Source organism: Bacteroidota bacterium (genome assembly GCA_016711505.1).
Classification (GTDB): Bacteria; Bacteroidota; Bacteroidia; order AKYH767-A; family 2013-40CM-41-45; genus JADKIH01.
This window is the reverse complement of the sequence record JADJSV010000001.1, coordinates 683081-702485: the sequence shown is the minus strand read 5'-3', so window position 1 is coordinate 702485 and position 19405 is coordinate 683081. Positions and strand designations below refer to the sequence as shown.

General features: G+C 37.6%; 13 protein-coding genes and 2 pseudogenes. 9 read left to right on the top strand and 6 right to left on the bottom strand.

All coding sequences use genetic code 11. The annotated features are described in order from the left end of the window. Nucleotides 1–15: 15 nt before the first annotated feature. The 5 genes from IPL24_02995 (at nt 16) to IPL24_02975 (ending at nt 4790) form a co-directional block, all read left to right on the top strand. Nucleotides 16–1152: a glycosyltransferase gene (locus tag IPL24_02995; GenBank protein ID MBK8362663.1), complete on the top strand. Its 1137-nt coding sequence runs from the start codon at nt 16–18 to the stop codon at nt 1150–1152. Continuing rightward, entirely contained in the window at nt 1133–3106 is a 1974-nt protein-coding gene (locus IPL24_02990; GenBank protein ID MBK8362662.1) for a carboxypeptidase-like regulatory domain-containing protein, read from the top strand. The genes IPL24_02995 and IPL24_02990 overlap by 20 nt, the downstream gene beginning before the upstream one ends. Further along, complete coding sequence (locus IPL24_02985; protein MBK8362661.1) at nt 3084–3596, top strand: hypothetical protein; 513 nt, start codon at nt 3084–3086, stop codon at nt 3594–3596. Before IPL24_02990 ends, IPL24_02985 begins: the two co-directional genes overlap by 23 nt. Nucleotides 3597–3687: 91 nt before the next feature. Further along, the gene (locus IPL24_02980; GenBank protein MBK8362660.1) at nt 3688–4299 is read left to right on the top strand and encodes a YkgJ family cysteine cluster protein; all 612 of its coding nucleotides are present in this window, start codon (nt 3688–3690) and stop codon (nt 4297–4299) included. 68 nt (nt 4300–4367) lie between these two features. Next, nucleotides 4368–4790: an energy transducer TonB gene (locus IPL24_02975; GenBank protein ID MBK8362659.1), complete on the top strand. Its 423-nt coding sequence runs from the start codon at nt 4368–4370 to the stop codon at nt 4788–4790. Between the two features lie 152 nt (nt 4791–4942). Here IPL24_02975 and IPL24_02970 read toward each other — a convergent pair whose 3' ends face one another. Both IPL24_02970 and IPL24_02965 read right to left on the bottom strand, forming a co-directional pair. After that, entirely contained in the window at nt 4943–7432 is a 2490-nt protein-coding gene (locus IPL24_02970) for a fibronectin type III domain-containing protein (GenBank protein MBK8362658.1), read from the bottom strand. A gap of 111 nt (nt 7433–7543) precedes the next feature. Further along, nucleotides 7544–8239, bottom strand: coding sequence for a response regulator transcription factor (locus tag IPL24_02965; protein MBK8362657.1), 696 nt, complete (start codon nt 8237–8239; stop codon nt 7544–7546). Between the two features lie 197 nt (nt 8240–8436). Between IPL24_02965 and mqnE the strand changes: the two genes are divergently transcribed. The 4 genes and pseudogenes from mqnE to IPL24_02945 all read left to right on the top strand — a co-directional run bounded on the left by mqnE (nt 8437) and on the right by IPL24_02945 (nt 12931). Then, nucleotides 8437–9561: an aminofutalosine synthase MqnE gene (gene mqnE / locus IPL24_02960; protein MBK8362656.1), complete on the top strand. Its 1125-nt coding sequence runs from the start codon at nt 8437–8439 to the stop codon at nt 9559–9561. A gap of 25 nt (nt 9562–9586) precedes the next feature. After that, nucleotides 9587–10866: pseudogene (locus IPL24_02955) on the top strand (HlyC/CorC family transporter). Nucleotides 10867–10885: 19 nt separating this feature from the next. Then, nucleotides 10886–11569, top strand: a complete 684-nt coding sequence (locus tag IPL24_02950; GenBank protein MBK8362655.1) for a class I SAM-dependent methyltransferase — start codon at nt 10886–10888, stop codon at nt 11567–11569. A 489-nt stretch (nt 11570–12058) separates the two neighbouring features. Then, a complete protein-coding gene (locus IPL24_02945; GenBank protein ID MBK8362654.1) occupies nt 12059–12931 on the top strand; it encodes a hypothetical protein in 873 nt (290 codons plus the stop codon). On the opposite strand, the gene IPL24_02940 is transcribed toward IPL24_02945, so the two are convergent. The 4 genes and pseudogenes from IPL24_02940 to IPL24_02925 form a co-directional block, all read right to left on the bottom strand. Further along, complete coding sequence (locus tag IPL24_02940) at nt 12904–13944, bottom strand: RluA family pseudouridine synthase (GenBank protein ID MBK8362653.1); 1041 nt, start codon at nt 13942–13944, stop codon at nt 12904–12906. The genes IPL24_02945 and IPL24_02940 overlap by 28 nt on opposite strands. Before the next feature lie 232 nt (nt 13945–14176). Then, on the bottom strand, nt 14177–16045 hold the full coding sequence (locus IPL24_02935) for a T9SS type A sorting domain-containing protein (protein MBK8362652.1): 1869 nt from the start codon (nt 16043–16045) through the stop codon (nt 14177–14179). Nucleotides 16046–16115: 70 nt separating this feature from the next. After that, nucleotides 16116–16874: a PASTA domain-containing protein gene (locus IPL24_02930; GenBank protein ID MBK8362651.1), complete on the bottom strand. Its 759-nt coding sequence runs from the start codon at nt 16872–16874 to the stop codon at nt 16116–16118. 1 nt (nt 16875) lies between these two features. After that, nucleotides 16876–19272, bottom strand: a pseudogene (locus tag IPL24_02925) (hypothetical protein). Nucleotides 19273–19405: the final 133 nt, after the last annotated feature.

The following is a 19405-nucleotide window of genomic DNA, read 5'->3' as shown; positions in this document are numbered from 1 at the left end:
TTAAAGCAAGAAAATTTGAAAGTAGTTATAGTCGGACCGGCATATCCTCTTCGTGGCGGCATCGCTGATTTCAATGAAGCGCTTGCAATTGCTTTTCAAAAAGAAGGGATTCCGGCTTCGTTGTATTCATTCTATTTTCAATATCCTAAATTTCTGTTTCCTGGTAAAACACAAAATGCAATTGGAGAAGCAAATCCTGAACTGAAGATTTCTTCAACGATAAGTTCTGTGAATCCTATGTCATGGTTTAGTACTGCAAATAAAATTGCAAATGAAAAACCTGATCTCGTAATCATTAGATATTGGTTACCGTTTATGGCGCCGGCATTAGGGACAATTGCTAAATTGTTACGAAGAAAATCCATTCATGTTATTGCAATTACTGATAATGTGATTCCCCATGAAAAACGGCCCGGTGATAGTATGTTCACAAAGTATTTTGTAAATAATTGTGATGCATTTATTACAATGTCAAAATCCGTTCTTAGCGATCTGACAAAATTTACATCAACAAGGAAAAAGAAATTCATTCCGCATCCGGTCTATAATATCTTTGGTGAAGCAATTTCAAAGAGTGAAGCCAGAAAGAAGTTGTCAATTCCGGAAAACGATAAACTGATTCTTTTCTTTGGATTCATACGTTCGTATAAAGGACTTGATCTTTTGATTGAAGCGATGAATGAGCCGGAAGTAAAGCAGCAGAATGTCAGGCTACTCATTGCAGGTGAATTTTACGAGGACAACAAACCATATCTTGATCGCATCAATGAGTTGAATGCAGAGAACAGATTTATCCTGCATACTTCTTTTATAGGTAAAGATGAAGTTAAGAATTACTTTTGTGCGGCAGATCTGGTCGTACAGCCATACAAAAGTGCAACACAAAGCGGAATTACTCAGATCGCTTACTACTTTGGCCGGCCTATGCTGGTTACCAAAGTTGGCGGATTGGCAGAGATCGTTGCAGATAAAAGAGTAGGGTATGTTACAGAAAGAAATGCGCAATCAATAGCACATGCAATTTCTGACTTTTACAATCACAACAGGGAAAATGAATTTGCTAAAAACGCATCAGTTGATAGTGAGAAATTTTCATGGAAAGCATTTACAAACGGAATACTAGAACTAAACAATGAGATCAGCGCTACGTAAATTATACATTTTACTATTTATTTTAATTTCTGTCAATGCCAAAGGCATAGTAGTTACAGGCCATGTTGTTGATGAAAAAAACCAGCCATTGCCATTTGTCAGTGTTTTCATTGCCGGAACAAGCATTGGAACAACTGCAAATGTTGAAGGTGAATACCGGCTGGATCTGAATCAGGGAACTCATGAACTGACCTATAAAATGATCGGTTATACTGCCAAAGTAGAAAAAGTTGTAGTGCAGAATTCAACGGTCACTCTGAATATGCAATTGAATCAGGAAACGGTTAATTTGAAAGCAGTTGTGATCAGAGCCGATGCCGAAGATCCTGCTTATGAAGTGATCAGAAATGCCCAGAATAAAAGAAAATTTTACAGAGACCAGATCAAGGAATTTGCATGTGATGCATATGTGAAATCGACCCAACGACTGACGGATCATCCGAAATCATTTATGGGTGAAAAAATTGATGCTAATGAATTCATGGATACAACAACAAAGATGTTTTATCTGAGTGAATCGGTTTCACATTTGTTTTATAAACAACCAAATGATTTCAAGGAGGAAATGATCAGCAGCAAAGTAAGCGGATCTGCCCGGACCTATAGCTTTAATCAATCGGCTGACGTGCTGATCAATCTGTACGATAATATTGTCAATCTTTCAGGCATAACACCCAGAGGAATTATTTCGCCAATTAGTGCCAATGCATTTTTCTCCTACAAGTACAGGCTGGAAGGAACTTTCATTGAAAATGGAAAGACGATCAACAAGATCTCTGTTATTCCGAAACGAAGATCTGATCCTGTATTTACGGGAACAATCTACATAGCAGATGATGACTGGTATATCAATAGTGCGGATCTTTTCATTACAAAAGATCAGCAGATGGAATTCATTGATACATTCAGGATGCGGGAAACATTCATGACTATTGATGGTGACAAGATTCTTCCTTTTAACCACCAGTTGAGTTATAGTTTCAGTTTCGTTGGATTTAAAGGTGATGGAGTAGTTATTGGCGTTTTCAATAATTATCTTTTAAATGGAGCAAAGCCCGAAGGATTTGCAAAAGGTGAGATCATGAAAGTAAATGCAGGTTCGAATAAAAAAGATTCTCTTTATTGGGAAACTGTTCGTCCGATTCCACTTACGAATGATGAAGCAGTAGACTATCATCGTCGCGACAGTGCTCAGGTAATTAAAGAATCGAAACCATATTTGGATTCACTCGATCGTGTCAATAATAAATTCACAGCTGGAGCACTTCTGAAAGGTTATTATTGGGACAATTCCTTTAAGAAAAGATCATATGGCATTACTTCACCACTTCTGGAAACCGGTTTCAATACTGTTGAAGGATGGAATTCCAGAATTGACGGAACTTTTTATCAGTCGTATGGTGAAGATGAAGCGAAAGAATTTTCAATCAATTCAACCTTGCGTTACGGTTTTTCAAACACACATTGGAATGCCAACACACTTATAACCTACAGATACAGTAAGATCAAAAATGCTTCGGTTACTCTTGATGCCGGAACCGATGTTCAGCAATTTAATCCGGCAGAACCAATTTCTCCTTTGATCAATTCGATCTATACTTTATTTGGAGAAAAGAATTTCATGAAGTTGTATGAAAGAAGATATGCTGATCTGACTTACCGCAGTGAAATTACGAATGGGCTCGACTGGAAATGGAACATTGAATATTCGCAAAGAGAAAGACTTTCGAATACATCTGATTATAAAGTCCGTGATATTGAAGGCAGGGAATATACTTTAAATGTTCCTGATGTTTTAACTGGTACAACAGGTTTTCCGGTTCATGAAGCTTTTGTAGTAGAACTGGAAACAAGGATCAGGATCGGACAAAAATATATCAGTCGGCCCGATTCAAAGTATAATCTAGGAACTAAATTCCCGACGTTCCGGATTGCCTATAGAAAAAGCATTTGATTTTGCAGGTGGTGATGTGAAGTACGATATGGTTAGGCTGCAGATCGATGATCAGGTAAGTGTAGGTATGTTAGGCCGTTTGTTTTACAAAGCTGTTTATCGTAAAATGTTTAATGTTGATCAGACTTTTGTTGCTGATTACCTGCACTTCAATGGAAATAAAACAGCGCTATCGAATTTCAACCTCGATGAGTTCAAGAACCTTCCGTATTACACTTTCAGCACTAACAATTACGGCATGGAGATTCATGCAGAACAGAATTTCGGTGGATTTTTCCTGAACAAGATACCATTGATCAGAAAGATAAAGTTGAAAGAGATCATAGGCTTTCATTATCTGAAAACCGATTTGCTAAATAATTACATGGAATTTAGCGCCGGGGTAGAGAAGATCGGACTTTTACGATTTGAGGTTTATACTTCTCTGAATGATGGAAAACGCGGTAACTTCGGGATAATGGTAGGCTCCAAATTAAATATATCACGATAGATTTCATCGAGAAGTCAATGAAATTCATAATATATTACAAATCATAAGAAAGTAAATTTATATTTGCGCACGATTAACATCAAAATTATACATGGCAACGACAGCTCTCAAGAATAAGATCATTAAACAAAAAAAGTACGATTTACCAATGTACCTGCAACCGAAGATCAAAGATCCGATTGCATACATGAAAAAATCGTTCAAGAAGAACAAGAAAGAGTATGTCAAATTTTTGAAGAATATTGATAAAGGTAAGTTGAGTGTAAGAGGACTCGATAGTCTGGCATCAGGCTTGAATGAGAAAGCATTTAATACGATCGATTGCTTGAAGTGTGCCAATTGCTGTAAAACGATGACTCCTACATACACAAAAACTGATGTTAAAAGAATTTCAAAGCATCTTGGTATGAGCGTTCATCAGTATCACGAGAAGTATCTTGAGAAAGACAAGACCGGTGATTACATGAATGTGAAGCAACCGTGTCAGTTTTTAAAGAAGGACAACAAATGTGCTATCTATCCTGTCCGACCAAAAGATTGCAGTGGATTTCCGCATACACAGAGTAAAAATTTCAAGCAGTTCATTCCCGATACCCACATCCAGAACATTGAATATTGTCCGATAACGATGTATGTTGTGGAGAATATGTTCGACAGAGTGGTTAAACAGGGCTTAACGAATGTCTCTTCGAAAAACGCCTAAAGTTTACAGGCAAATTTGCCCTCCCTACGCCAATTGACTCAGTTTAGATTATTTCTTATCTTAGCAATATGAAGAAATCACTACTAGCAATTGCATTGATGTTTTCAACATCCGGATTTGTTTCAGCACAGGAAACTAAAGCTGAACCGAAGCAAAAAGTAAAAGCCGGTTTCGGCCTGACAGTCGTTCAGGAGCAAGCCGAATTTCCCGGTGGCAGTGATAGTCTGCAATCCTTTTTGCAAAAGAATTTGTCTTACCCTGAAAAAGCCAAAACCGATAAAGTCTCAGGGAAAGTGTACGTTAGTTTTAACGTATCTGAAACCGGAGAGATCATAGACGCCAAGGTGATCAGTGGCGTAAGCACAGAACTCGATAATGAAGCCTTAAGAGTAGTAAATGCAATGCCAACATGGAAACCCGGTACAGCATCGGGCAAGCCTGTGAAGGTTCAGTATATATTGCCGATTGATTTTGTGGTGCCGAAGCGTTAAGCCGTACACTCTTGTGCTCTTAGTGTTAAAATTAGTGTTCTCAGTGTTTTAAAAAAATCAAAGCCGTACATCTTAAATTACAATCATACTTGTAACTAAAAAAAAAGCCACTCTCTCCCGAGAATGGCTTTTTAATTTTAAACTAAACAGATTTATTTTTCCAGGATCAGTTTTTTAACTAATCGTTCTGATGTGCTGTTTAACTCTACAAAGTAGATTCCTTTTGTGAGGTCTGCTAAGTCGAGGTTGAATTTGTTTGTTCCTTCATCAACTGTGATTTCTCTGGTAAGAATTGTTTTTCCAACCATGTCAAAAATCCTTACAGAAACATTCTGACTTTCGGGAGAATTGAATGAAACATTTACATCTCCATGTGAAGGATTTGGATAAACAGTGAAATCATTGAATACCGGAGTAACTGTTTCTTCGGCCAGATCATCCATCGTACGGAAGTTTGTGCTGCCAACATTCACACGTAGGTTATAGCAGCTAGTAGTACTGTAAACACCATTGTAACCATACACTCTGATATAATATGTTGCAGCAGTAGTAGTGTTACGGATGATAGTTTCAGCAGTTGTTCCACCATTTTGTGAAATGCTTAGCTGAGTCATACTTGAATTATACAAACGAACATCATAATCAAATGGAAGATTAGAAAGAACGATCTTGATCTTAGTATTCGGTGATGTAGTCGTGAACTTGAAATAATCGTTATCTGAAGATGAACCGATCATAGCAGTGATGTCTGTGTTTGTGGAAATAGTTTTCGCTGTTCCTGAAGTGTTATTCGACTCATAAATATCTGAACATGTCGTTGTTGGTGTCAGGGTAGTGAAGGTAGCAGTTGCAGAATAAGCACTAGAACCACTTGCACAAACTGCCTGGATCTGGAATGTATATGCAGATGCACTTGTCAATCCGATAAGGTTTTTTGTATTTGTAGTTGAAGTTGTTGTTGTCCATGTACCGGATGAACTCAAACGATATTGTACATTATAACTTGTTGCACCGCTTACTGCAGTCCAGCCAAGAGTAACACCTGTAGTTGTAATACTTGACGATGTCAATCCCGAAGGTGTTCCACAAGAAACTACTGCTGTAGTTGTAAAGTTTAGTACCGTTGAATTTGCACTTGTACCGCTTGGACAAACTGCATTCACTCTCCAGTTATAAGCTGTTCCGCTTGCAAGACCCGATAGAGCATAAGAAGTAGAAGCTGTTGAAACACTTGTATAAGTAGAAGAGCTCGCTAATTTGTATTGAACATTATAGCTTGTTGCTCCTGAAACTGCTGTCCAGCTAAGAGTAGCCCCTGTTGTAGTAATTGAAGAAGTAGTATTTCCTGTTGGAGTTCCGCAAGTAGCAACTGCAGTAGTTGTAAAATTATTTACTGCTGAATTTGCACTTGTTCCGCTTGCACAAACTGCATTTACCATCCAGTTGTAAGCCGTTCCGCTTGCAAGTCCTGATAAAGCATATGATGTCGAAGCAGTATTTACACTTGTATATGTTGAACCACTTGCTAATTTGTATTGTACATTATAGCTTGTTGCTCCTGAAACTGCAGACCAACTTAATGTTGCACCTGTAGTTGTAATAGAAGATGTAGTATTTCCTGTTGGAGTTCCACAAGTTACAGATGGTGCCTGACAACCAAGAGATGTAACAAGTCCGACACGTGACCCGCCAGTAGCGAACAGAGCATTCATACGGGTTGATTGGCCTGCAGTGAACATGTTCATAGCGCGGTCATCCGTGTAATCCATGTAGTTCATGAACATCACACCCGGTGATGCAGTTGCACATGCATCTGTCAATGGGAAAGTAGGCGCTCCGTAATTTTCATCAGCCTGATTAGGAGTGTCTGAACAATTATCAGTTCCTGAACATGCAGTACCGTCATCACCCCAGATATGATAAAGGTTTAACCAGTGACCGACCTCGTGAGTAGCAGTACGTCCTAAGTTATATGGAGTAGCAGTGCCCGGTTGAGCAACTGAACCAATTGAAGAGTAAAGCAGAACTACGCCGTCTGTAGCAGCCGGTCCTCCGGGAAACTGAGCATAACCCAATACACCACCACTGATATTACAAGACCAGATGTTCAGATAGCTTGACGAAGGCCAGGCATCCATTCCACCATTGGCAGTTCTCTTTACATTATCATTCGTAGAGAATGAAGTTAAAGTAGTTGAACGACGTTCAATACCTGTTGTTGCAGCTCCTGTTGGAGTTCTTTGTGCAAGACAGAATTGAATGTTAGTATTTGCAGAAATTCCCTGCCATACTGATGGTGTATTCGCAGCATCAGCATTCATTCTTGCAAAATCTAAATTCAGTTGGTTCAACTGAGCAATACATTGTGCATCAGAAATATTCTGTGCAGTTCCATTGTACACAATATGGAATACAACAGGAATAGTAATTACCGCATTTGTTGAATTCTGATTTTTGTGATTGACAAGATATGCGTTAGTCGCACTTTCAATTTGTTGCATTCTTGCAGCCAGACCCGGATCTTCCGTTTTTAATCTGTCAAGATTTTCCATCGAACCACAATTTCGGTGGGTTGGATTACTTGCAATGATCTGCATGGAAATCAGGAATCCAAGACAGATCGCTAGTAGATTTTTCATCATTGTTTATATAGTTGTTTAGGTGAATTTATTAGTATGACAATGGTAAAAGCAATTCTTGAGGAAAATATGAAGTTTCCTTCTGATAATGGTTTTTTTACCTCAATATTCAGCTTATTTGCAGACAAATTTGTAACCAACACCCCTTACAGAAAAGAAGTACTGTGGGATCTTAGGGTCAACCTCGAAGTATTTCCGAAAGGCTAATATAAAGTTATCGACGGTGCGGGTGGAAGGATAAATGTCATATCCCCAAACAGTTTCCAGAATTTGTTCTCTCGACACAACTTCATTTCTCCGTTCAATCAATAATTTAAGTAATGCAATTTCTTTTTTTGTCAAGCGGATTTGTTTTTTGTCTTTACCTAAAATTTCAAAGGTCAGAAAGTTGACTTCATTACCTTCAAATCTGAACACATCATTCATTTCTTTTTTCTCTTCAAGAGAAAGTCCTCTCTTCACAAGAGCATGCACACGCAATAAGAATTCTTCCAGATTGAATGGCTTGGTCATATAATCATCTGCACCACGTTTTAAACCGAGTATCTTGTCTTCACTTGTGTTCTTTGCAGAAAGAAAGAGAATAGGCACAGAAGAATTGTGTAAACGGATCGCTTCACAGACTCCAAATCCATCGAGCTCAGGTAGCATTACATCGAGCACAACAAGATTGAATCTTTCCTGCTTAAATACTTTTACTGCATCAATTCCATTTCCTACAGCCACTACTTTGTAGCCTTCTAATTCAAGATTAAGTTTGATAGCTTCTTGTAAATGCTCTTCATCTTCTACTAATAATATACGGATCATAAATTCATCAATTTAGTGTCATACAATATTAGATGAAAATATCACGTAATAGAGCCTGAAATGTCAGCCGAAAGTCAGGTTTTTAGGATTTTTATCGCTTTTTTCAGCAGAATGAGCATCGGCAAGATAACTTTTTGTTGAGGTGAAAATCATTAAAATGAAGGAATACCTTACCTTTGCACCACTAAATTTTAAATATGAATATACAGTCTCTTCTGGAAGATGCTAATCTTGATAAATCCCTGAAGTCAATAGGTGAAAATGTAATTAATGGGGTACGAATCTCTTTCGATGAAGGCGTTACTCTTTTTGAAAAAGGTGAACTTGGTTTTTTGGGTATGCTTGCAAATCATGTTCGTGAAAGCAAAAATGGAAACAAAACTTTTTTCAATCGTAATTTTCATATTGAACCGACAAACATTTGTGTTTTCTCTTGTAAGTTTTGTTCGTACTCACGTACATTAAAGAACAGAGAAGAAGGCTGGGAGTTAAGTGCAGAAGATATTCTGAAAAAAGTAAAAGAGTACGATGGTAAGCCTGTAACAGAAGTGCATATTGTTGGCGGTGTTCATCCGAAAATGGATCTGCATTATTTTAATGACATTCTCATACAGATAAAAATTCATCGTCATGACTTGCACATCAAAGGTTTTACTGCTGTGGAACTGGATTACATGTTCCGCAAAGCAAAAGTGAGTATAGAAGAAGGAATGAAAATGATGAATGAAGCCGGACTGGATTCACTTCCTGGCGGTGGAGCGGAGATTTTCGACGAAGAGATCCGCAATATTATTTGTGCTGATAAATGTTCATCTGACATCTGGTTGAAGATCCATGAGACTGCACACAAACTTGGTATGCATTCCAATGCAACGATGTTATACGGACACATTGAAAATTATACTCATCGTATTGACCACATGGAACGCTTAAGGCAACTTCAGGACAGAACCGGCGGATTCAATACATTCATTCCACTGAAATTCAGAAATGGTGACAATGAAATGTCGTCAACTCCTGAAGTTTCTGTAATTGAAGATCTGAAAACTTATGCAGTATCCAGAATTTATCTTGATAATTTCAATCACGTAAAAGCTTACTGGCCGATGATCGGTCGTAGTACAGCGCAGTTATCACAAGCATTTGGAGTCGATGATCTTGATGGAACAATTGATGATACTACAAAGATCTACTCAATGGCAGGAGCTGAAGAAAAGAATCCGGCACTAACTACAGAACAACTTGTCGCTCTTATTAAGGATTCAGGTAGACAACCGATTGAGCGAGATACGCTTTATAATGTCGTTAATAGCTTTAATTAATTTTTCATTATTTATTACTTAAGAGTTGGAGATAGTCATTATAATTGCCTTAGTGCTTCTAAACGGGATTTTCTCAATGTCAGAAATGTCATTGGTATCTTCCCGGAAGTTTAAACTGGAGAATGCAAAGAAGAAGGGAAGTAAAGGAGCAAAAACAGCACTTGAGCTTTCAGAGAAATCCGACACGGGTTTTTTTCTACTGTTCAGATCGGGATAACACTTATCGGTATTTTGCTGGGTGTTTACAGTGGCGAGAATCTTACAAATGATGTTACTTTGTTTTTTACGAAGTTTGAATCATTGAAGCCGTATGCACATAATCTGGCTGTAGGGTCTGTGGTTGTATTCGTTACTTATCTTTCAATTGTACTCGGTGAGTTGTTGCCAAAAAGACTGGGTATGACTTTTCCTGAACCGATTGCGATGATCCTTGCTAAACCAATGCAGATCCTTTCTTATATCACTGCACCATTCGTTTGGCTTCTTACTGTAACGAATGATCTGTTACTAAAACTTATGGGTATAAAAAAGACAACAGAAAGTAAGGTTTCAGAAGAAGAGATCAAATCAATCATAAAAGAGAGTGCTGATGGAGGCGAAATTCAGGATATAGAACATAGTATTGTTGAACGTGTCTTTGAATTGGGCGATAGAAAAGTAAATACTCTTTTTACACACAGAAGTCAGATGGTGTATTTCGATACCAATGACAGTTGGGAAGAAATAAGTGCAAAGATCAATTCAGAAAAACATTCTGCTTATCCTGTCTGTGAAAATAATAACATAGACAATATTTTAGGAATAGTACTTTTGAAAGATCTCTTTTCCCCGGAAACAGAAAAAGATTTTTCAATAAAAGATTATGTCAAAGAGCCACTTTATCTCAATGAAAACATTTTTGCGTATAAAGTCCTGGAGCGATTTAAGCAGGAAAGAATGCACTATGGGATTGTGATTGATGAATACGGAACTACACAAGGCATGATCACAATGGATGATGTAGTGGATGCATTGGTTGGAAATGTTACAGAGATGGATCAGGACGAATATCAGATCGTTCAGAGGAATGAAAATAGCTGGCTGGTCGATGGACAATATTCCGTAATTGACTTTATGAAATATTTTGACATCAAACCGGAGTATGAACTCAGTTCACGTTTTACAACTGTAGCGGGATTAATCATTCACATAAATTCCGTCTTACCTGCAATTGGCGATAGGGTAGTGTTTGAAGGCTATGAACTTGAAGTCATCGATAAAGATGGTCATAGAATAGATAAAGTTTTGGTTACACGTCAGGATTAAAAGTTTACATTTAACAGTTATGTCTGAAATCAAACTAAAAGACATTATCCAATGGGATGTTCGTTCATGGTCGAAAGCACTTCGGTATTGGGAAGCGCATGTCGACTGGAAGAATGTGACAAGCGGATTGGAATTAGGTGGAAGAGAAGGTGGACTTTCGCTCTGGATGGCATTGAAAGGAATGACAGTGATCTGTTCAGATCTTGAAAATGTAAAACAGTCTGCAGAGAAATTACATGTACAGTACAAAGTTTCGGACAGGATCAGATATCAGGACATTGATGCTACGCAGATCCCTTATGAAAACCATTTTGATATTATTGTTTTCAAATCAATTTTGGGAGGAATAGGTCGTGATGACAATTTCGCAATTCAGAAAAAAGTAATTGATGAGATCTATAAAGCTTTGAAGCCGGGCGGAAAATTATTGTTTGCGGAGAATTTAATTGCATCACCTATTCACAGAAAATTAAGAAAGCGTTTTACAAACTGGGGTGAGTCGTGGCGATATTTGTCGATTGAAGAAATGAATGTATTGTTGTCAGGGTTTTCATCGTATGAAATGAAGATGACCGGTATATCAGCAACATTTGGAAGAACAGAAGCACAGCGGAATTTTCTTTCAAGAATAGACGAGATCGTTTTGAATCGTATCAGTCCGGATAAATGGAAATATATTTGTTACGGGGTCGCTGTGAAGTGATTTTATGGTCTCCTGATGTAATTTTAATTCAGTTTATTAGACCTTATTATTTTACTATTAAAGATTGTATTTTAAAATTTATTTTATACTTTTCAAGAAAAAATGAAATTTAAAGTTCTAGTTTTAATTTTATTTATAACGTGTCTTGGAGGACGATCTTCAATTGCTCAGGAAAGTTCACTTGAATTTTTCGAAGTTATCACAGGAGATAGTGTAATGTTGTTTTTCAATGAACATTATAAATTCAGTGAAAAAAAATGCTGTGATTTTATCCGGAGAACGAGAATAGATTCTGAAGGATATTTTAATGGTTTTTTCGAAGATCATAAATTAAATGTAAATGAAAAGCTTGGACAAGGGCGATATGAGCACGGTGTAAAAAATGGACTTTTCGAACAATACTTTCCAAATGGTAAATTAAAGTCAAAAGGAAGATATATAAATGGATTCCCGGTTGGAGACTGGTATTATTATTACGACAACGAGGCTTTGGAAAAAATAGTAAGAGTAACTGAAACTGACACACTTTTAATTGAATTTGCAGAAAAGAATGGTGATAAGAAAATTATCAATGGTTTTGGGAACTTCAAGGGCTATGTTTCCGGAGCTTCTATTGAAACGAATGAAGTTCTTGCAGAAGGTAATATAATTGAAGGTAAACCTGATGGCAAGTGGACATCCAGCATGGGAGACCAGACGTATTGTAAAGAAGAATTTGAGAAGGGTAAATTTATTGAAGGCAATTTTCCAGCTGTTAGCAAATCAAAGGAAAAAGCATATACGCACAGGTCATTTTTAAAGACTTTTTTTTCAGGGACATATTTCAATACACTTGAAGAATTCAAAGTAGAAAAGTGCCGGGATAAAATTGTCATGAAAGAGAGAATTGAATTCTCCGGAATGGAAAAATTTGGAGCCGAAGTCAAAATTAAAATTAATGATTTAATAAAGAAAGATTTTGCCAGTGGCAATTTAAATTCTGAGAGTGTTTTTGATTCAAAATTTTCAATTCAGTTTGAAACAAATGAAAAAGGAAAGGCACAGAATTTTTCCCTTGTTACAGGAATGCTCACTCAATTGGAAGGTGCCATTACGACCTCAATAAACAGATACATGACCTTTCCGCCAAATGAGAAAACATATTATTTACATATAAACTTTCATTTTCCGGGAGGGGTGGGTGTCATTATAATTTTGCTTTTTCTAAAGAAAATTATTTCAATGATTAATAATAATTATTATTTTAACATAGAGAAAGAAGAGGAAAAAAGGAGAAATAAGAGATCTTTTTTTCTCCCTTTTTTCCTCTTCTTTCTCTGTGTTAAAAAAAACTCTTATTCAGATTCATTAAACTTCACATAATGCCGCCACTTATCCAGCACCGATGAAAAATCTTCCGGTAGAGTAGAGTCGAAGAACACATTTTCTTTTGTCTTCGGATGGATAAAACCTAAAGTCTTTGCATGCAGCGCATGTCTTGGCATAAGTTTAAAACAGTTGTCGATAAACTGACGGTATTTTGTAAACGTTGTTCCTTTCAGGATCTGATCACCACCATAAGTTTCATCATTGAAAAGCGGATGTCCGGCGTATTTCATATGGACCCGGATCTGATGAGTTCTACCGGTTTCAAGTTTACATTCTATCAGCGTTACATATCCGAATCGTTCAACGACTTTGTAATGCGTCACAGCATGCTTTCCATGTTCACCACTTGGGAACACATCCATGATCTTTCTGTCTTTCAGATTACGGCCAACGTGACCGATGATCGTGCCTTCTTCTTCTTTGAAATCACCCCAGACAAGCGCAAGATATTTTCTTTCAATTGTACGTTCGAAGAATTCTTTTGCAAGAGTTGCCATTGCTCGTTCTGTTTTGGCAATGACCATCAATCCTGAAGTATTTTTATCGATACGATGAACTAATCCCGGACGATCCATATTCCCGGCGCTTGCAGGAAGATTTTTAAAATGAAACATCAAAGCATTCATCAAAGTTCCTGTATAATTTCCAAAAGCAGGATGCACCACCATTCCCGGATTTTTATTGATGATCACAAATTCATCGTCTTCGTATGTAATGTTGATCGGAAGATCCTGAGGAATTAATTCATGGATGCGTACAGGCTCCGGCAAAACGATCTGGATCTGATCGAGTGGTTTTACTTTGTAACTTGACTTAACTACTTTTCCATTGACTAAAATATTTCCGGCTTCGCAGGCATGTTGAATTTTATTTCTGCTCACATTCGCCATCCTGTTCATCAGGAATTTGTCGATGCGTAGCATCATGTGACCTTTCTCTACATCGAAACGATGGTGTTCAAAGAGTTCGTCCTGTTCACTGCCATCGTTGTCAATACCTGAATCCATATTCTCAATGTCTGTACCTGGTAGTTCGTTATTATCCGTCCCGCTGTTCTCCTTCTCTTGGTTGGTCATTTTTTTTATTTTATCGTAATTCGAGATTTTTCATTCGTATGGCGTTGCTGCAAGTAATCTCTTTAATCTGGCTCATTCCGCAATCCGCAATCCGCATTCCTAAATAATGAAAGTAATTTCCAGAATCTATCTAATTCTGCAATCCGAATTCCGAAATCATTCTCTAGTTGATCACAAATTTGCGAACCGAACTGAAATTATTGTCATTTGTAATTCTTGCAAAATAAATTCCGGCAGCAATATTTTCTATGGAAATTGTTTTCGAAGACGTGATCTCTTCTTCCAGAATAACTTCACCGACTACATTGATGATCTGAACTTTTGATTTTTTGTTAAATGGAAGTTCGATTGTAATTTTTTCAGATGCAGGATTTGGATAGATACTGAAATCAAAACTGTAGCTAGCTTCACTTACTCCAACAGTAAACGGATATCTTGCTCCGAAGATCGGTCTGATCATCCATGACCCCTGAATATTCGATTGACGCCAGAAACCATCCAGATGATAATACATTTTACTTCGTGAATCTGTATTTCTGTCTAATCCAATTCCATATTGCGTTGCAGGTTCGTTTTGTTCAATACCGATGAAGATAGTTCCCGGATCAACAACAAGTGGTGCATCGAAAATAAATGTTTTAAAGCCATTGATACTGGTATTAACACCAGGTTTAAGATCATATGTTGAATGAATTCTTGTATCAGAATTCCCTGCAACATCCACTGAACTCCAGGCGATAAGTTGAAATAATGTATTTGAAACATCAATGCCAACAGGATTGAAATAGATCTGAGCTCCAACAAGTGTATCGCGCATTTTTACATCGAACTTATAAGCGATCTGGACATCTGTATTTCCTGTAAGACCATAACCAACTTCTGCAGTTCCATCATCATAGGCATAATAATTATTTAAATGCTGCGTGAAATAACTTGTATCATTGAATCTGTTAGAAAATGCTCCGGTAAATGGGAAAAAAGATTTTACCAGAAAATCAACTGAATCGGTACTCTGAACAGGGAAAGTGAAATTTGAAGGGAAAGAATAAGGTGTATATAAGTTTGAACCATTTGTTGTGATTGGGCCACCTAAATTTGTGCTGAAAATTGAAGATCCAAATTGACTGATGGTTAACTCAGGTGTAATTGAAGTTACTCCATAATCAAGAGTGTAAATACTATCCGCTAAAGAAGTTTTCATTGCACTTGACATTTGTGCACCCAATGACTTATAATGCGGATAGGGCATTGATGTAAATTCATTCAACAAAGATAAATGTGGATAAACATGTGCATTGTCATTGATAGCAGAATTTGCAGTAGTTCCATTTTTTAGAATTACATAATCAATATGCCAGTGATCACGATTGCCATTTATAGTTGCTATGTTGTAAAAACGAAATTGAAACCCGCGATAAAAATATTTTGCATCAAGAATCCGGATGTTAGCTCTTTGAAAAGCAGTATCAGATCTGCCCGGCATTGCCCAGACAGTATTCCAGACTCCGCCTGTATCCCGGAATTGCAGAACTATAGAATCTGCTGTTTCAGGAACATCTCCTAAACCACCGGCCTGATAGAAGAAACTGATCCATACACTAGTGTCACCAACTAAAACCCCCAGGTCAATTGGTTTTGAAGTCAGGTTATCGCCAATAGAGTCCTGCGTTGCAGCCGGATTGTGCGGCACTCCGTATTGATTCAATCCATCGAATGTGGCTACGCCAATTGTATAAGGATTGTCAGGATAGTTTGTATTGACAAAAACACTGCTGTCAAGCCAGAGTCCATCATAAGGATACATTCCGGGTCTTGAAAAATCATCTTCAAAAGGAAGAACTATAGTGTCAACGACTGCTGTTCTTCTTAAACCGGATTGTTGGTTTATTTCTTTTGCAGCATTCATCAAAACAGGATTATTTCCAAGGGGAATAATTTGTTCCTGTGCTGAGATATTTTCTGAAGTGATTAATTGAAGAAGCGCAATAATGCAAAGTTGGAATAAACTATTCCTGAAGTTCAATTTATGCATAGTAATGATTTGGTTCTTAGGGAGAACTGATTAGTTACAAAAATACGAAAAATGAACTGATTTATTGCCTTTATCTGAGGTAAATATCGATCGCTTCGCCCTGATTCATTGTCGAATTTCCACCTGCAGCCGGCTCTTGTCGGTAGATTATAGCCTTTGTAGAGTCACGAACGCCCTTATCGTAATAAATGGTGCCTACATTCAACGAAGATCCTTTCAGAACGAATAATGCTTCATCGAGCGGTGAACCTGTCAGATCGGGAACGGGAACTTCGACGCTCCCTAAACCATCTCCCAATGTCAGGTCAATTTTTGAACCTTTCGGAATATTTTTTCCGGGAGAAATACTGCTTCCTTTAAAGCGCTGATCGAGGACAGCGTTTTTCGCCAGATCCGGCCGATAAGTAAGCTGACCGACGCGAAGTCCGAACGATACCAGGATAGCTTCTGCCTGGCGATAAGAAACATCGATAAGATTCGGCATTTTTACGTCAGGCGGATGCTGAGCGTTAACTGTAAGATAAATAGTACGACCTTCCTTAACTTTACTATTCGGAGCAGGGTCCTGTTCTAAAACAGTTCCCGGATTTTTTTCCAGATCGAATAATGAATCGATAACTTTAAATTGTAAATGTTTGTCTGCAAGAAATGCCGGCATTCTTTCCATCTTTTGTCCACGAAGATCAGGAACAGAAATACTTTCACCATGATGAGTGAAACTCGACATCCATGAAGAGACTCCACCAAATACGATCAGCAGGAAAACCAATAAAATTACGAGATTGATAACGAAAGTTCTGCTTTTAAGAAAGCTTCCTAAATTTGACATATTATTGATTGAGTTCTACTGTTCTGTTTTTTTTCTCACGACCGTATTCAAGAATTTTATCTATGAATTCGTAAGGTTTTAACCCGGCAATTGCCGATTGATGGAAGATACAAGTTGCCGGTGTCATTCCCGGTAAAGAATTTACTTCTATAAATATCACTTCAACTTTTCCATCCTTATAAATTCTCACGAATGCATCGATACGGGAATAGCCTTCTATCTTTAATAGCTCTGCTGCTTTTTTAAATTCTGCTTTTACAATTTCAGAAATGCGCTGACGTTCTTTCGGGTCTTTAGCATACCGGGCAGGAGTGATGTTCTGTCCTTGTCCGGCAAGAAATTTCTCTTCCAGTGAAAGCACATCGCCTTCCGATAACGCTTCCGATGCTTCGAAAATTTGATAGACGCAATTTCCGTTTTCATCTAAAGTTGTAAGCATTCCGCCTGTTATTTCGAGGAAATGTGCAGCATCTTTTTTCTCAATCAATTCTTCTATGAGAAACTGGTTCTTTTGAGGAAATTCTTCTTTCAGTTTAAGATTAAGAATTGCGGCTTCGCGTTCACTCAATTCTTCCTGCTGACGAAAGATCAGAGCTGCAAAGGAGCGAAGTTCTTCTTCGTTCTTAACTTTTTTCACAGCACTTGAACATCCATCATCTACAGGTTTTGCAATAAAAGGGAAACGGAATTTTTTCAGAATTTCTTTTATGAATTGATCCGCATCTTTATTGTAATCTGAAATGTTTACAAGTGCATGTTGTGCTACAAGTAATCCGTTTTGATGTAGAATTTCGTTTGTCTCGTACTTGTTGATAGTGATCTTTGATGATTCAATTCCTGAACCATTATAAGGCAGTCCGACTTTCTCAAGTTCTTTTTGTATAGCACCATCTTCACCCGGACGACCATGTAAAGCGATGAAAACTTCATCTAAGAATAGCCGCCCATTATAACTGCAGCTCTGATCTTAGTTGATTCAGCAGATTTCAGAGAGAGAATTGCTTTGTCAAGATCTTTCAGTAGCGTTGCAATTGATTTCCTGTCACGCATATCATGCGTTCGTTCAAGCAAAGATGTACGAATGATATACGTCAGAAATTGAGATGGATTCAATCCGATCTCAGCAGCCTGATGAAAGAAGAATGATGACGGCATCATTCCTGAAGTTGTATTTGGATCGTTCAGAAAAACTTTTCCCTCTGCAGTAATGAAGCCATCAATCCGTGCATAGACATTAAAGTTCAATGCAGAAAATAATCGTTCACATTCTTTTCTGATCTCCTGAATGTTTTCATATGGCAAATTGATCGGAGTAATTTTCCTCGACAATCCGGGTAAATATTTACTTCTGTAATCAAAAAGTTCTTTTCCTTTTCTGATCTCAGTAGGAGGTAAGGCAACGGGAGAAAAGTCTTCGTTACGAATGACGATAACAGAAAATTCTTTGCCATCGATAAATCCTTCGATCAGAACTTCGCTTTCAGAATCCAGACTTTCAAGTGAAATGGATTGAGCACCTGTTTTAAAAGCATCATCAATTTTCGCAAGCAATACTTCCGGATGATGGACTGTTTCTTTTTTACTTCCAACAATAATTGTAAGTGGTATTCCGACACCTTCACGGATATCAGTAAGCGTGCGGATATATTCAGTTTGATTTTTTACGGCATTCCATTCATCAGCATTCAGAGTCTTAACAAAAAATGCATTGAGTAGTGCTTTTTCAAATTCTTCTTTTGATTCATTATTGAGAATAGAAACTCCGATTGAAGAACCTTGATTCGCCGGTTTAACGACGCAAGGAAAACCGATCTCGCGCTTTACTCTGTCGAACAGTGTGTAGATCTTATCGGAACTGAAATCTTCTTTCATCACAGAAAAGAATGCCGGACTTTCAAAACCTGATGCGACCATTAATTTTTTCTGAACGGCTTTATTGATACCGATTGCAGAAGATAAAATTCCTGAACCTGAATAAGGAATTCCCAAATATTCAAACAAGCCTTGTATGCGGCCATCTTCACCATATGGACCGTGCAGACATAAGAAAGCAAAATCAATTATGTTTGACAGATCAGAGAGCTGAATTTTTTTTCCGATCGAAGAAATTAAAGCTTCCTGTTCATATGGTTTTAATTCACCTAAACTTTCTGCGTAGATCTGAAATTCATTCGATGATCCCGGAAGTTTATCGACAGGTGGATAAAAATCTCTGATGCTACCTTTGTAAATATATTGCCAATCCAGAAGAACAAAATTTCCAAAGCTGTCCACAAAAATCGGCACGGCATCAAATAGTGATTTATTTAAATTGTCGTAAACAGTTCGTCCACCTGCAAATGAAATTTCCCTTTCCCTCGAAAAATCCGCCAAAAACGATACCTACTTTTAATTTCATGAATGAATTCCTTTTGTACAAAAGTAGGAAATTCTGCCTCGGTTTGTTGCAGCAGTGTTTTGACTTTTCAGAGTGGGATGTTCAAAAGTAAGAGCTTTGTTATTTGGTCAGAGGAACTAGGTCAGAGGTCAAA